We start from the raw sequence: 13,625 nt of genomic DNA on the forward strand, positions 1-13,625 counted from the left end.
AGGTTGGCCTGGGACGACAGCACGTCCATGACCTGGGCGCGGGTGATGCGCGGCATGAACTCCATGGCCATCGCCGTCACGCCCGCCTCGGCGTAGGCGCGCACCGCGTCGCGGTCGGCGTAGGGGTTGAGGATGGCGATCAGCGTGGCGCCGCGCCGGATCAGCCCCAGTTCGTCCGCCCCCCCCTCGGAGGCGAGCAGCGGGCGCTGCACCTTCAGCACCACGTCGGCGTCCTTCAGGGCCGCCGCGGCGTCCGGCGCGATCACCGCGCCCGCCGCCTCGTAGGCGGCGTCGGTGACGGCAGCGCTCACGCCCGCACCGGTCTCAACGACCAGGTCGAACCCCAGGGCCTTCAGTTTCTTCACCGTCTCGGGCGACGCCGCGACGCGCTTCTCGTGCGGCCGCCGCTCCTTCGGTATGGCGATCTTCATGGGTGGTTTGAACCTTGTTCTTCCGGTAACCGCCGGCGCGCGCCGCCACGGGGGCACACGTCGCCCCGACCCTCCCCCGCAGCACGGGAGAGGGCGGATGCACCGTCACGGCGATGCCGGGGCGTCGCTTGCAGAGAGTTTACTGGGCGGCGGCGACCGCCGGAGCGGGCTCCTCCGCCGGGGTGGCGGGGGCGGGGCGGTGATAGAGGCCGGCCATCTCGCCGCGCTGGCGGACCAGCGCCAGGACCACGTCGATGGTGGGCGTCGGCGCACCGACCATGCGGCCCATCTCCTGGACGACCGACAGCAGGGCGTCGATCTCCATGGGACGGCCACGCTCCAGGTCCTGGAGCATGGAGGTCTTGTGGGCACCGACCGCGGCGGCGCCGTTGATGCGCCGCTCCACGTCGACGCGGAAATGCACGCCCAGGCGGTCACCGATCTCCTTGGCTTCCAGCATCATCGCCTTGGCCACCGCGCGCGTCTCCGGATCACCGCAGATGACGTCGAGCGTGGCGTGGGTCAGGGCGCTGATGGGATTGAAGCACAGGTTGCCCCACAGCTTCAGCCAGATCTCGTCGCGCACGCGGTCGCGGATCGGCGCCTTGAGACCGCCGGCCTCCATCACCTCGCTCAACGCCCTGACGCGATCGGAGGTGGAGCCGTCCGGCTCGCCCAGCGGGAACTTGTCGCCGTAGACGTGCTGGATGACGCCGGGCGCCACCACCTCGGTGGCGGGATAGACGATGCAGCCGATGGCGCGCTCCGGCCCCAGGCCGTTCCACTGCCTGGCGCCGGGATCGACCGTCTCCAGCGTGCGCCCTTCGAAGGGGCCGCCGTGCTTGTGGAAGTACCAATAGGGAATGCCGTTGACGGCCGTCACCACCGCCGTGTCCGGCCCAAGCAGCGGCTGCATGGCGTCGACGACACCGGGGACGGAGTGGGCCTTGAGGCCGACGATGACGTAATCCTGCGGACCGAGTTCCGCCGGGTCGTCGGTGCAGCGGGGGTGGACGACCTGCTCCTCGTCGCCGACGATCAGTTTCACGCCGTTGGCGCGCATGGCCTCCAGATGGGACCCGCGGGCGATGAGGCTGACGTCGGCCCCGGCCTGATGCAGGCGGACGCCGAGGTATCCTCCGATCGCTCCCGAACCGTAGATGCAGATTTTCATGGTTGCCTGGCCCTCTCCCACAAAGGCGCCCCCGGCCTCGGCAGTTGCGTTGCGTGACCGATTGTTAGCGCCACAATCCGAACGCATTCTGGTATACCAGATACCTGATGTCAATATGCATGTGCAGCGCACTTTGGTATCAATCCGGAGGTTTCGAACGAAAGGAAAGTTCGAGAATCCGCTTGATGGGTATATTGTATGTGGCATACCATCATCCGCAGCGCCAGCGGCCTGTCTGCGGACGAACGGGCGGCCGGGGCGCCCACACCAAACACATTATCAAGGGAAGGAGACCCGGCATGGGCCAGGGCACCATCGTGATCGAGCCGGCGCGCACCGACGCGGAGATCGACGCCGCGTTCCCCGTCATCCAGCAGCTTCGCAGCCACATGACCGACGCCGTGGCGTTCCGCGAGCAGATCCGCCGCCAGATGGACGACGGCTACACCCTGGCGCTGCTGCGCTTCGACGGCGAGGTCGCCGGCTGCGCCGGCTTCCGGGTGCACGAGACGCTGTCGCGCGGCACGTACATGTATGTGGAGGATCTGGTCACCAACTCCGCCCTGCGCTCCCACGGGCTGGGCGACGCCCTGTTCGACTGGCTGGTGAACGAGGCCAAAGAGCGCGGCTGCGGCCAGATGGAGGTGATCTCCGGCACCCAGCGCACCGACGCCCACCGCTTCTATCACCGCAAGCGCATGGTGATTAAGTCGTTCCAGCTCGTGCTGACGCTGAAGTAATATCGGGTTCGGTACGTCCTGACGTCCGAACCCGATATCGGCCGCGACGGCGGCCGCGGCCCGATAGGGCCGAAGCCTGCGTGGCATCTGAACGCAGCGGTCAGGATTTTCCTGACCGCGTATGAGGCTTGCGCGGCGCCGCCGACCGTTCGGTTGCTTGCGGGGATGATCCCCCGGAGGTGCCGGGACCGGTGCGGCGCCGCCGGCGCAACGGCCCCGCAGCGCCCGAACCGCTCCATCTCCCCTCCCTGAGTTCGCCACCGCGCTGAAAAAGCATGCGGGCGGATCGTCCGCAGATGGAATCGTGCGTGTCATCCGATGACAACGTTGTCATGCCGCCGACGGGGCGTTATGGTAACGTTGTCATGCGGCGATCACGCCCGTTCCCCCGCACCCCGGCTGACCAGGATTCCCATGAGCGCCTTTCTCGATGCCCTGCTCGACAGCACCTTGGACGATTGCATCCGGGGGGTGCCGCCGGGCAGCGGCCCGGTGCGTGTGGGGGACGTCGCGGCCATGGGCTGGCGTCCGGATAACGGCAGCATGGCGCTGCCGGTGCTGACGCTCGACGAGGGCGCCTTTGCCGCCAACCGCGACCTGATGCTCGCCTACGCGCGCCGCCACGGCGTGGCGCTGGCGCCGCACGCCAAGACGCCGATGGCGCCGCAGATCGCCGCCGGGCTGGTCGCCGCGGGCGCCTGGGGGGCCACCGTCGCCAACATCCAGCAGGCCGCCGTCCTGCTGCGCGCCGGGGTCACGCGCCTGATCCTCGCCAACGAGATCGGCGGACGCGCCGGCGGTGAGCACCTCGGCGCCCTGCTGGCCGCCCACCCCGACGCCGAACTCCATGCCTTCGCGGATTCCCCGGCGGCGGTGGACGCCCTGGCGGTGGCCGCCCGGCGCGCCGGCACCGGCCCGCTGTCCGTCCTGGTCGAGGTCGGGACCGGCCGCGCCGGGGCGCGCGACGGCGCCGCGGCGGAGGCGGTCATCGCCGCCGTGCTCGGCCATGGGGACCTGCTGGTCCCGGGCGGCGTCGCCACCTACGAGGGGGCGGCGGCGGTCGCCGACCCGGACGCGACCGCCGCGCGCATCGCCGCCCTGCTGGACCTGACGGCGGAGACCTTCGCCCGGCTGCGGTCCCTGGCGCCGCGGCGGCCGCTGCTGCTGACCGCCGGCGGGTCCTCCTTCTTCGACCTGGTGGTCGAACGGCTGGCGCCGCTTGCGGCGGCCGACGGCAACGCCGTGACGGTGCTGCGCAGCGGCGCCATCCTCTTCCACGACCACGGGGTCTATGAACGGGCGCTGTCGGCGCTGGACGGCCGGCGCGGCTTCACCTGCGGCGACGCCCGCGCGGCGGATTTCCGCCCGGCGCTGCGGCTGTGGGCCGACGTGCTGTCGCGGCCGGAACCCGGCCTCGCCATCTGCGGCTTCGGCATGCGCGACGCCTCCTTCGACCAGGGGCTGCCGGTGCCGTTGCGCGTCCATCGCGACGGCGCGCCGCTGCCGGCGGCACCGGACGCCGGCGGCATGCGCGTCGCCCGGCTCAACGACCAGCACGCCTTCCTGGACGTGCCGCCCGGCCATCCCCTGGCCGTCGGCGACGTGGTGGAGTTCGGCATCTCGCACCCCTGCACCTGCCTCGACCGCTGGCGGGTGCTGTTCGGGCTGGACGCCGACGGGCGCGTGCGCAGCGCCTACCGCACCGTCTTCGGCTGACCGGCAGGGCGCGACGACCATGCAATCCCTGAACTTCCAGCAGATCTGGCGCTATCAGGACCACCTCATCGACGGCACGCTGCACACGCTGCTGCTGACGCTGGCCGCTGCATTGATCGGCACCGCCATCGGGTTGGCCGGAGCCGCCGCCGTGCGCAGCGGGCCGCGGCCCGTGCGCTGGACCATCCGCGGCTACATCGAGCTGATCCGCAACACGCCCTCGCTGATCCAACTCTTCATCGTCTTCTTCGTCCTGCCGAACTTCGGGCTGCGGCTGAACTCCTTCGAGGCGGCGGCCATCGCGCTCGGCCTCTATTTCGGCGCCTACAGCATCGAGATCATCCGCGCCGGCCTGGACTCCATCCCCGGCAGCCAGATGGAAGCGGGGCAATGCCTGGGCCTGACCCGCTGGCAGGTGTTCCGGCACGTCGTGCTGCCGCCCGCCCTGCGCAACGTCTACCCCGCCTTCACCGGCCAGTTCGTCCTGCTGCTGCTCGGCACGTCGCTGGCGTCGCAGATCTCGGCCGAGGAGCTGTTCCACGCCGGCGGCTTCATCGAATCCCGCACCTACCGCAGCTTCGAGGTCTATGCGGTGATCTGCGGCATCTATTTCGCCCTCGTAATGGCCTTCAAGCTGCTGTTCGCCGCGGTGGGGCGCCTGGCCTTCCGCTGGCCGGTCGGGCGCTGAGAGGAGACACCGGCCATGCGCACCTTCGTCCTCGCCGACCTTCTGTCCCTGTTCATCGCCCTGCAATGGACCGTGGCGCTCGTCATCATCGCGCTCGGCTTCGGCGGCCCGCTCGCCCTCGTGCTGGCGCTGATGCGCACCAGCGGCCGCCGCGCCCTGCGCTGGACCGCCGCCGCCATCCTGCAGGTGGTGCAGGGCGTCCCGCTGCTCGGCCTGCTGATGTTCTTCTACTTCGGCATGCCCGTGTTCCTGGGGGTGGAGATGGCGCCGCTGGTCGCCGTCGGCATCGCCATGACCGTCTACACCGCCTCCTTCCTCGGCGACATCTGGCGCGGCGGCATCGAGGCGGTGAAGCACGAACAGTGGGAGGCCGCCGCCTGCCTCGGCCTGTCCACCTGGCACCAGTTCCTCTACGTGGTGGCGCCGCAGGCGTTCCGCATGGCGCTGCCGCCGACGGTTGGCTTCCTGGTGCAGCTCATCAAGGGCACCTCGCTCGCCTCCGTCGTCGGCTTCGTGGAGCTGGCCCGCGCGGGACAGATCGCCAGCGCCGCCACCTTCCAGCCGCTGCTGGTCTACTCGATCGTCGCCGCCATCTACTTCGCCCTTTGCCTGCCCCTGACCCTGTGGGCGCGTTCCCTGGAGGCCCGTCTCAATGCCGCTCGTTGATATCCGCAACGTTTCCAAGAGTTATGGCTCGGCACGGGTCCTCGACGGGGTCTCGCTCGAGGTCAACGAGGGCGAGATCGTCACCATCATCGGCAAGTCGGGGTCCGGCAAATCGACCCTGCTGCGCTGCATCAACGCGCTGGAGCGCATCGACGGCGGCGAGATCCTGGTGGAAGGCCGGTCGGTGCGCACGGACATGCCGAAGCTGCGGGAATTCCGCCAGCGCGTCGGCATCGTCTTCCAGGCATTCAACCTGTTCCCGCACCTGACGGTGGAGCGCAACATCACCCTGGCGCCGGTGCTGAACAAGCGGATCACCAGGGGGCAGGGCAGGGCGCTGGCGCTCGACGTGCTGGAACGGGTCGGGCTGGCCGACAAGATCGACGCCTACCCCGCCCAGCTTTCCGGGGGCCAGCAGCAGCGCGTGGCCATCGCCCGCTGCCTTGCCATGGGGCCGCACCTGATGCTGTTCGACGAGGTGACCTCCGCCCTCGATCCCGAACTGGTCGGGGAGGTGCTGAAGGTCATGGAGGACATGGCGCGCCAGGGCATGACCATGGTCCTCGTCACCCACGAGATGGGCTTTGCCCGCACGGTCGCCTCCAAGATCGTCTTCATGCACCGGGGCCGCGTCCGGGAAGAGGGGCCGCCGGCCGAGCTCTTCGCCAACCCGCGCACGCCCGAGCTGCGGAGCTTCATCGCCTCGGTCCGCTGACCGGGTCGTGAAGCCCGTCCGTCACCCCGCACCGGCCGCACCGAAGGGCCGGGCGTCCATGCCAACGAACGACCAGAACAGAGGAGCACGTCGTGAGACTCTTCCGGACCTTCGCCGCGGCCGTCGCGGTTTGCGCCGCCGTCGTCCTGCCGGCCGCGCTCTCGTCCACCGCCCGCGCCGACGCGCTGCAGAGCGCGCTGGCCGCCGGCAAGCTGCGCATCGGCGTGCTGATGGACGCCGCCCCCTGGGGCTTCCGGGACGCCGGGGGTGAGGCCGCCGGCCTCGACATCGATCTGGCGAAGCTGATGGCCGCCGACATGGGCGTGAAGCTGGAGCTGGTGCAGGTCACCGGCGCCAACCGCATCCCCAGCCTGCTCGCCAACAAGGTGGACGTGCTGATCGCCGCCGCCGGCGCCACGCCGGAACGCGCCCAGCAGGTCGCCTTCTCGCAGCCCTACGCCGCGGTGAATCTCGGCGTGTACGGCGGGCAGGCGATGGCCGCGGCCGCCGACACCGCCGGGCTGAAGGGCCGCACCATCGGCGTCGCCAAGGGCTCCACCCTCGACATCTGGCTGACCGACAACGCCCCCGAGGCCAGGCTGGTCCGCTTCGAGGACACGCCCGGCGCCATCGCCGCCTACCTCGCCGGCCAGGTCGAGACCTTCGCCGAGAACAGCGCCATCGCCCTGAAGGTGGCGGAGGACAATCCCGGCAAGGCGGTGGACCTGAAGTTCCTCATCCGCCAGTCGCCGGCCCACGTCGTCGTCCGCCACAACGAGCAGAACCTGCTCAACTGGATCAACACCTTCCTGTTCTACAACGGTCTGAACGGCAAGCTCGGCACCCTTCAGATGACGTGGTTCAAGGAAAAGCAGACCCTTCCCCGGATGTGATCCGTGTGATCGTACGGCATTGAACAAGGACTCTCCATGATTACCCGTTTCCAGGTCGGTTCGCGCATGAGCCAGGCCGTCGTCTGCCACGGCATGGTCCACATCGCCGGGCAGGTCGCCGACAACCGCACCGGTTCCATCCGGGAGCAGACGCGGGACGTGCTGGCGAAGATCGCGGCCCTGCTGGAGGAGGCCGGGACCGACCGGTCCAGGCTGGTCGCCGTCAACGTCTTCCTGCCGCACATCACCGACTTCGACGCGATGAACGAGGTCTACGACGCCTGGATCGACCCGGCCAACCCGCCGGCCCGCGCCTGCGTCGAAGCCAGGCTCGCCGATCCGGACCTGCGCGTCGAGATGACGGCGCTGGCGGCTCTCTGAACCGGACCCGTCCGGCGGACCGGAGGCGGTGCAACCGGCACCGCCTCCGCTACAAGGCGAAACGGAATGCACACTGGCCTCTATCACGCGCTCGATTTCACGAAGGACGGCAAGTCGCTGGACTTCCTCGCCATTCCCTTTTCGATCGACCGCTCGCCCTATTACCAGGTGAAGGTCCCCGTCTGCCGCATTCGCAACGGCGACGGCCCGCGGGTGCTGCTGATGGCCGGCAACCACGGTGACGAGTACGAGGGCGAGCTTCTGCTGGGCCGGCTGTTCCGCCGCCTGGACCCGGCCCGCATCCGCGGCGAGCTGACCATCCTGCCCGTCGCCAACGCCCCGGCGGTGATGGCGGCGCGGCGGCGCTCGCCGCTGGACGACGGCAACCTGAACCGGGCCTTTCCCGGCGATGCGGGCGGCACCCCCACGGCCCGGCTGGCGCATTTCCTGGAGCACGAGCTGTTCGCGCGCCATGACGTGGTGTTCGACATCCATTCCGGCGGCACCTCCATGGCCCATCTGCCCTGCGCCCTGATCGAGCGGCAGGGGCCGCCCGACCGGCTGGCCCGCGCGCTGGAGCTGATGCGTGCGCTCGGCATGCCCTATGGCTTCGTCGCGGAGAACGGCGCCCTGGCCCCGACCTCCATGGCGGCGGCGGCGCGGGCCGGGGCCATCGGCCTCAGCGGCGAGTTCGGCGGCGGCGGCACCGTCACCCCGGACACCATGCGGCTGACCGCCCGGGCGATCGACAACCTGCTGATGGCCGTGGGCGTCACGCAGGAACCCATCCTCGAAGCACCGGCCGCCGCACCCGCGCCGATGCAGCTCCTGCAGCTTGACAGCCACCGTCAGGGGATTTACGCGCTGCGGCGGGGTTGGTTCGAGCCGGTGGTGGACGTCGGGGCGCGGGTCGCCGCCGGCGATCTCGCCGGCTGGCTGCACGATCTGACGCGGCTGGACGTTCCGGAGGAGGCGCTGCGCTTCCGGGAATCCGGGATCGTCATCTCGCGGCGGCTGCACACCGACAGCGAGGCCGGCGACTGCCTGATCCAGGTGGCGCGGCCGGTCGAGGAGGCGGATATCCTGGCGCGGGCGGCGTGAAGAAGGAGACGCAGGACATGGCAGCGCGCAAGGACGGCACCGGCGCGGCGAGGCGGCCGCCGACCATCGACGACGTCGTCCGTGTGCGGGCGGCCGATCCCGGCGGGGCGGGCGCGGACGGCACGCAGCAGCCCATGCGCATCGTGGAGATCGCCTGGCTGGCCGGCGTGTCGCCCATCACCGTGTCGCGCGCCCTGCGCCACCCGGAGAAGGTGGCGGAGGACAAGCGCCGCCGCATCCTGGAGATCGTGGAGCGCACCGGCTACGCCACCAACCCGCACGCCCGCGCCCTGCGCTCCGGCCGGTCGAACATCGTCGCGGCCTTCGTCTCCAACATCCAGAGCCAGCAGTTCTGCCTGGCGGTCCAGGGATGCGGTGAGATTCTGGAACCGCACGGCTACCAGCTCATGATCGGGCAGACCTCCTACTCCTACGCCAAGGAGACGACGATGATCCGGTCGCTGCGCGAGATGCGCCCGGCCGCCGTCATGTTCACCGGCGTCATCGAGATCGAGGAGAACCGGCGCGCGCTGCGCGCGCTGGGCATCCCGATTCTGGAAAGCTGGGCCTATCCCCGCGATCCCATCGACATGCTCGTCGGATTCTCCAATATCGACGGCGGGCGCCTGGCGGCGGAGCACTTCGCGGAGTGCGGCTATCGCCGGGTCGCCTACATCGGTCGCCGCAGCGGCCGCGGCGCCCTGCGCCTGAGCGGCTTCCGCGAGGGCGCGCGGGCCGCCGGTCTGGAGATCGTGGCGGAGCGCACGGTGGACAGCGTCGGCAGCATGGCCGACGGCCGCGCCGCGCTCGCCGCCCTGCTGGACGGGGCGGGCCCCGTGGAGGCGGTCTTCTGCGCCAACGACATTCTGGCGGCCGGCGCGCTCCTGGAGGCGCGGCGGCTGGGGCGGCGCCTGCCCGGCGACCTCGCCATCCTCGGCTTCGGCCACAGCGACGTGGCGGAAGAACTGTCGCCCGGCCTCACCACCGTCGGGGTGGACAGCCGCGACATCGGCCGCCGGGCCGGGGCGCTGATCCTGCAACGGCTGCGCGGCGAGACGCCGGAGGCTCCCACCGATATCGTGGATCTGACGCTGGTCCGCCGCGGCAGCACCTGAACCCGGCGCATTCCGCGCCGTGCGGCTTGCCGCCGTCCTCCCCCGGTGCCGCAGCCCCGATGCGCCTGTTGATCCGCGGCCCGGGGCGGCTCATACAGGACGGGCACCGGCGGTTCCACCGGCCGGGCCCGCGCCAGATGAGGGAGGAGGTTCCGTGACTGCCGTTACCCAGCCCACGACCCCGTTCACCGACCAGCGCCCCGGCACGTCGGGACTGCGCAAGGCGGTCCGGGTGTTCGAGACGCCGCACTATCTGGAGAATTTCGTGCAGTCGATCTTCGACTGCCTGGACGGGGTGGCGGGGGCGACCCTGGTGGTCGGCGGTGACGGCCGTTACCACAACCGCACCGCCATCCGGACCATCCTGAAGATGGCGGCGGCCAACGGTGTGGCCCGCGTGGTGGTGGGGCGGGACGGCATCCTGTCCACCCCCGCCGCCTCGTGCCTCATCCGCAAGCGCCGCACGCTGGGCGGCCTGATCCTGTCGGCCAGCCACAACCCCGGCGGCCCCGACGGCGATTTCGGCATCAAGTACAACGCCGGCAACGGCGGCCCGGCGCCCGAGGCGCTGACCGAGGCGTTCTTCCGACGCTCGCGCGCCATCGACGCCTACCGCATCGTCGAGGCGCCCGACGTCGACCTCGGCCGCGTCGGCACCACCGACCTGGCCGGCATGGCGGTGGAGGTGGTGGACCCCGTCGCCGATTATGCCGAGATGGTGGAGGGCCTGTTCGACACGGCGGCCATCCGCGCCCTGTTCGCGTCGGGCTTCCGCATGGTGTTCGACGCCATGCACGCGGTCACCGGCCCCTACGCGGTGGAGATCCTGGAGCACCGGCTGGGTGCGCCGGCCGGTACCGTCATCAACGGCGTGCCGCTGGAGGATTTCGGCGGCCATCACCCCGACCCCAACCTGGCCCACGCCCACGATCTGGTCGCCCGCATGGAGGGGCCGGACGCCCCCGACTTCGGCGCTGCGTCCGATGGCGACGGTGACCGCAACATGGTCATGGGGCGCGGCGTCTTCGTGTCGCCCAGCGACAGCCTGGCGGTGCTGGCGGCCAACGCCGCCCACGTCCCGGCTTTCGCCGGCGGGCTGACGGGGGTTGCGCGCTCCATGCCCACCAGCCGGGCGGTGGACCGGGTGGCGCAGGCGCTGGGGCTGGCCTGCTACGAGACACCGACGGGCTGGAAGTTCTTCGGCAACCTGCTGGATGCCGGCCGCATCCGCCTGTGCGGGGAGGAGAGCTTCGGCACCGGCGCCGACCACGTGCGCGAGAAGGACGGGCTGTGGGCGGTGCTGATGTGGCTGAACGTGCTGGCGGCCCGCCGCCTGTCGGTGGCGGACATCATGGCCGAGCACTGGCGGACCTACGGGCGCACCTATTACGGCCGCCACGACTACGAGGGGATCGAGCAGGCGGCGGCCGACGCCCTCATCGACGATCTGCGCGGCCGCCTGCCGGCCCTGGCCGGACAGGCCGCCGGCGGCCGGCGCATCGCCGCCGCCGACGAGTTCGCCTACACCGACCCGGTGGACGGCAGCCGGTCGGAGCGACAGGGCCTGCGCATCGCCTTCGAGGACGGGGCGCGCATCGTCTACCGCCTGTCGGGCACCGGCACGTCGGGGGCGACGCTGCGCGTCTATCTGGAGCGGTACGAGCCCGACCCCGCCCGCCACGGGCTGAGCGTGGAGGAGGCGCTGGGCGACCTCGCCGCCACCGCGGTGGAGCTGGCGGGCATCGTCCGCCACACCGGCCGGACCGAGCCCGACGTGCGGACGTGAGTTGACCGGCGGGTCCGTCTACGGGGCGGACCCGCCTTCCCGCCTTCCGGCCTTATCCGGCGATCTCCTGCGCGGTGTGGGGGTCCAGCACCAGGATGCCGTCGGCGTCGGCGAACACCCGGTCGCCGGGCGCGATGCGGATGCCGGCGACGTGGACGGGCAGGCCGGTCTGGCCCTCGCCGCGCCGGTCGGTCTTGCGGGGAACGGCGGCCAGCGCCTTGATGCCGAGGTCGAGCCTGGCCAGCACGGCGCTGTCGCGCACGCAGCCGTCGATGATCACCCCCTCCCAGCCCTTGGCCACGGCGTCCTGCGCGATCAGGTCGCCCATCAGGGCGTAGCGCAGGCTGCCGCCGCCGTCGACCACCAGCACCTTGCCGTGGCCGGGGGTGGCCAGGATCTCCTTCACGCGCGAATTGTCCTCGAAGCATTTCACGGTGACCGCCTCGCCGGTGAAGCGGCTGCGGGCGCCGAAGTCGCGGAAGATCGGCTCGGCGACGCGGGCCTTCTCGCCGACGCGGTCGTAGAGGTCGCAGGTGCTGTCGAACATCGGATGGGTCGCTCCCGGTTCCGTGGGCCTGGAGCCCCCTTCATAAACCGGAAGCGCCGCCGTTGGCAGGGGCGTTTCGTCCCGGCTACACCCGGCGGGCAAGGGCCAGCAGGGCACCGGCGCCGATCATCAGCCCGCCGGTCAGGCGATTCAGGGTGCGCGCCGCGTGCGGGGTGGTCAGGCGGGCGGCCAGCGTGGTGCCGCCGGTCGCATAGGCCATGATCCAGCCGAACTCGATCACCACCATGGCGCCCACCAGGGTGGCGAGCTGGGGCGCCAGCGCCGCCGCGGGGTCGATGAACTGCGGGAACAGCGCCGCCATGAAGACCAGCGCCTTGGGGTTGGCGGCGGCCACCAGCGCGCCCTGCAGCATCAGCCGTCCCGGCGACGCCCGCTCCCCCGCCGGGGCATCGCCGGGGACGCCGGGCTCCGCCACCGGGGCGCGCCAGCTCTGGATGCCGAGCCAGGCGAGATAGGCCACGCCGGCCCACTTCACCGTCTGGAACGCCGGTTCCGAGGCGGCGAGCAGCGCCCCCAGGCCGAGCGCCGACAGGGCCGCCATGGCGGCCAGCGCCAGGCACATCCCGGCACCGCCCCAGGCGGCGCGGCGCGCGCCGAACCGCAGACCCAGACCCAGGGCCAGCAGCATGTTCGGCCCCGGTGTCATGGACAGCACGAAACAGGTTGCCAGAAACACGGACAGGGTCTGCCAGCTCACCGATGCGCCTCCCGCACAATGGCCCGAGAGGACACGATCACCGCGGCGATTCCCAGCGCCGGTTGCGCAGGGCAGGGCCGCTTCGGCGGAATTGCCGTGTGGCGCTCCGTCCGGGCCAAGAAATTTTCTATGTTTTTCTGTATTCACTTTGTTGCGCAATGGCGACATGATTCGCCACACCATCGGTGTTGCCGAAGATTTTTTGCGGCTTGGCAGTCAAGGACGGCATCCACTGCCACGGTATCATCGTAAAAATTGCAGCGACGGCAGAATTTTGTCTGGAGTCTGCACCATTGCTGTTGCATGCTGCTAGCCGAAAGGCATATATCGCCCGCCCCGGCGTCTGCACATCCGATGGGAGAACAGGTCCAGCATGGCGATCGAGTATTCCGAACCACCTCCGGCGGTCATCCACCCGGACATCGCGCGCTTGCCGGACCTCGACGACGATTGCGGACCCGCTCCGATCCCGGACGAGCCCGCGCGTCTGGCCGCGCTGCACGGGCTGCGCGTGCTCGACACCGTGCGGGAGGAGGAGTTCGACGGGCTGACCCGCTGGGCGGTCGAGCATTTCGGCGTGCCCATCGCGCTGGTGTCGCTGGTCGATGCGGAACGGCAGTGGTTCAAATCCGCCTGCAACCTGGATGTCCCGGAAACGCCGCGGGACGTGGCGTTCTGCAACTACACCATTCTCTCCAGCCGACCGACGGTGGTGGAGGACGCGTTCGCCGATCCGCGCTTCTGCAACAACCCCCTGGTTCTGGGCGAACCGCACGTGCGCTTCTACGCCGGGGCGCCGATCATCATGCCCGAAGGCTACGCCATCGGCACCTTCTGCCTGGTGGACCGCAAGCCGCGGTGCTTTTCCACGACGGACCGCTACACGCTGCGCCAGCTCGCCGCGCTGTCCGTGGAGCGGCTGCTGGAGCGCCGGGCAAGGATGACGGGCTGAAC

The 13,625-nt window shown here is 70.6% G+C and carries 15 protein-coding genes; 11 read left to right on the top strand and 4 right to left on the bottom strand.

What is annotated here, in order from left to right:
• Both G472_RS0118840 and G472_RS0118845 read right to left on the bottom strand, forming a co-directional pair.
• A partial coding sequence (locus G472_RS0118840; RefSeq protein ID WP_029009612.1) for a hypothetical protein occupies positions 1–431 on the bottom strand: 431 nt, incomplete at its 3' end.
• Between the two features lie 139 nt (positions 432–570).
• On the bottom strand, positions 571–1,605 hold the full coding sequence (locus G472_RS0118845) for a 2-dehydropantoate 2-reductase (RefSeq protein WP_029009613.1): 1,035 nt from the start codon (positions 1,603–1,605) through the stop codon (positions 571–573).
• Between the two features lie 299 nt (positions 1,606–1,904).
• Between G472_RS0118845 and G472_RS0118850 the strand changes: the two genes are divergently transcribed.
• The 10 genes from G472_RS0118850 (at position 1,905) to G472_RS0118900 (ending at position 11,406) form a co-directional block, all read left to right on the top strand.
• Positions 1,905–2,345 carry a GNAT family N-acetyltransferase gene (locus tag G472_RS0118850; RefSeq protein ID WP_029009614.1) on the top strand — a complete coding sequence of 147 codons (441 nt, stop codon included), beginning with the start codon at positions 1,905–1,907 and terminating at the stop codon, positions 2,343–2,345.
• A 414-nt stretch (positions 2,346–2,759) separates the two neighbouring features.
• Positions 2,760–4,061 carry an alanine racemase gene (locus G472_RS0118855; RefSeq protein WP_029009615.1) on the top strand — a complete coding sequence of 434 codons (1,302 nt, stop codon included), beginning with the start codon at positions 2,760–2,762 and terminating at the stop codon, positions 4,059–4,061.
• 19 nt (positions 4,062–4,080) lie between these two features.
• Positions 4,081–4,749 (top strand): amino acid ABC transporter permease, encoded by a 669-nt coding sequence (locus tag G472_RS0118860; RefSeq protein WP_156927176.1) that lies wholly within the window; start codon positions 4,081–4,083, stop codon positions 4,747–4,749.
• Between the two features lie 15 nt (positions 4,750–4,764).
• On the top strand, positions 4,765–5,415 hold the full coding sequence (locus G472_RS0118865; protein WP_029009617.1) for an amino acid ABC transporter permease: 651 nt from the start codon (positions 4,765–4,767) through the stop codon (positions 5,413–5,415).
• On the top strand, positions 5,402–6,130 hold the full coding sequence (locus G472_RS0118870; protein ID WP_029009618.1) for an amino acid ABC transporter ATP-binding protein: 729 nt from the start codon (positions 5,402–5,404) through the stop codon (positions 6,128–6,130). The genes G472_RS0118865 and G472_RS0118870 overlap by 14 nt, the downstream gene beginning before the upstream one ends.
• Before the next feature lie 92 nt (positions 6,131–6,222).
• A complete protein-coding gene (locus G472_RS0118875; RefSeq protein WP_029009619.1) occupies positions 6,223–7,023 on the top strand; it encodes a transporter substrate-binding domain-containing protein in 801 nt (266 codons plus the stop codon).
• 36 nt (positions 7,024–7,059) lie between these two features.
• Positions 7,060–7,404 carry a RidA family protein gene (locus G472_RS0118880; RefSeq protein ID WP_029009620.1) on the top strand — a complete coding sequence of 115 codons (345 nt, stop codon included), beginning with the start codon at positions 7,060–7,062 and terminating at the stop codon, positions 7,402–7,404.
• Positions 7,405–7,470: 66 nt separating this feature from the next.
• Positions 7,471–8,505 (top strand): M14 family metallopeptidase, encoded by a 1,035-nt coding sequence (locus tag G472_RS0118885; RefSeq protein WP_029009621.1) that lies wholly within the window; start codon positions 7,471–7,473, stop codon positions 8,503–8,505.
• Positions 8,506–8,522: 17 nt separating this feature from the next.
• A complete protein-coding gene (locus G472_RS0118890; RefSeq protein WP_029009622.1) occupies positions 8,523–9,620 on the top strand; it encodes a LacI family DNA-binding transcriptional regulator in 1,098 nt (365 codons plus the stop codon).
• A gap of 154 nt (positions 9,621–9,774) precedes the next feature.
• Entirely contained in the window at positions 9,775–11,406 is a 1,632-nt protein-coding gene (locus G472_RS0118900) for an alpha-D-glucose phosphate-specific phosphoglucomutase (protein WP_029009623.1), read from the top strand.
• A 52-nt stretch (positions 11,407–11,458) separates the two neighbouring features.
• Here the strand turns inward: G472_RS0118900 and rraA are convergent, their stop codons facing one another.
• Together rraA and G472_RS0118910 are read right to left on the bottom strand one after the other, a co-directional pair.
• A complete protein-coding gene (gene rraA / locus G472_RS0118905; protein ID WP_029009624.1) occupies positions 11,459–11,953 on the bottom strand; it encodes a ribonuclease E activity regulator RraA in 495 nt (164 codons plus the stop codon).
• 85 nt (positions 11,954–12,038) lie between these two features.
• Complete coding sequence (locus tag G472_RS0118910) at positions 12,039–12,671, bottom strand: LysE family translocator (RefSeq protein WP_029009625.1); 633 nt, start codon at positions 12,669–12,671, stop codon at positions 12,039–12,041.
• A 373-nt stretch (positions 12,672–13,044) separates the two neighbouring features.
• On the opposite strand from G472_RS0118910, the gene G472_RS34245 reads away from it, so the two are divergent.
• Positions 13,045–13,623, top strand: a complete 579-nt coding sequence (locus G472_RS34245) for a GAF domain-containing protein (protein ID WP_084536766.1) — start codon at positions 13,045–13,047, stop codon at positions 13,621–13,623.
• Positions 13,624–13,625: the final 2 nt, after the last annotated feature.

Origin of the sequence: Azospirillum halopraeferens DSM 3675 (genome assembly GCF_000429625.1) — a bacterium.
Taxonomy (GTDB): domain Bacteria; phylum Pseudomonadota; class Alphaproteobacteria; order Azospirillales; family Azospirillaceae; genus Azospirillum; species Azospirillum halopraeferens.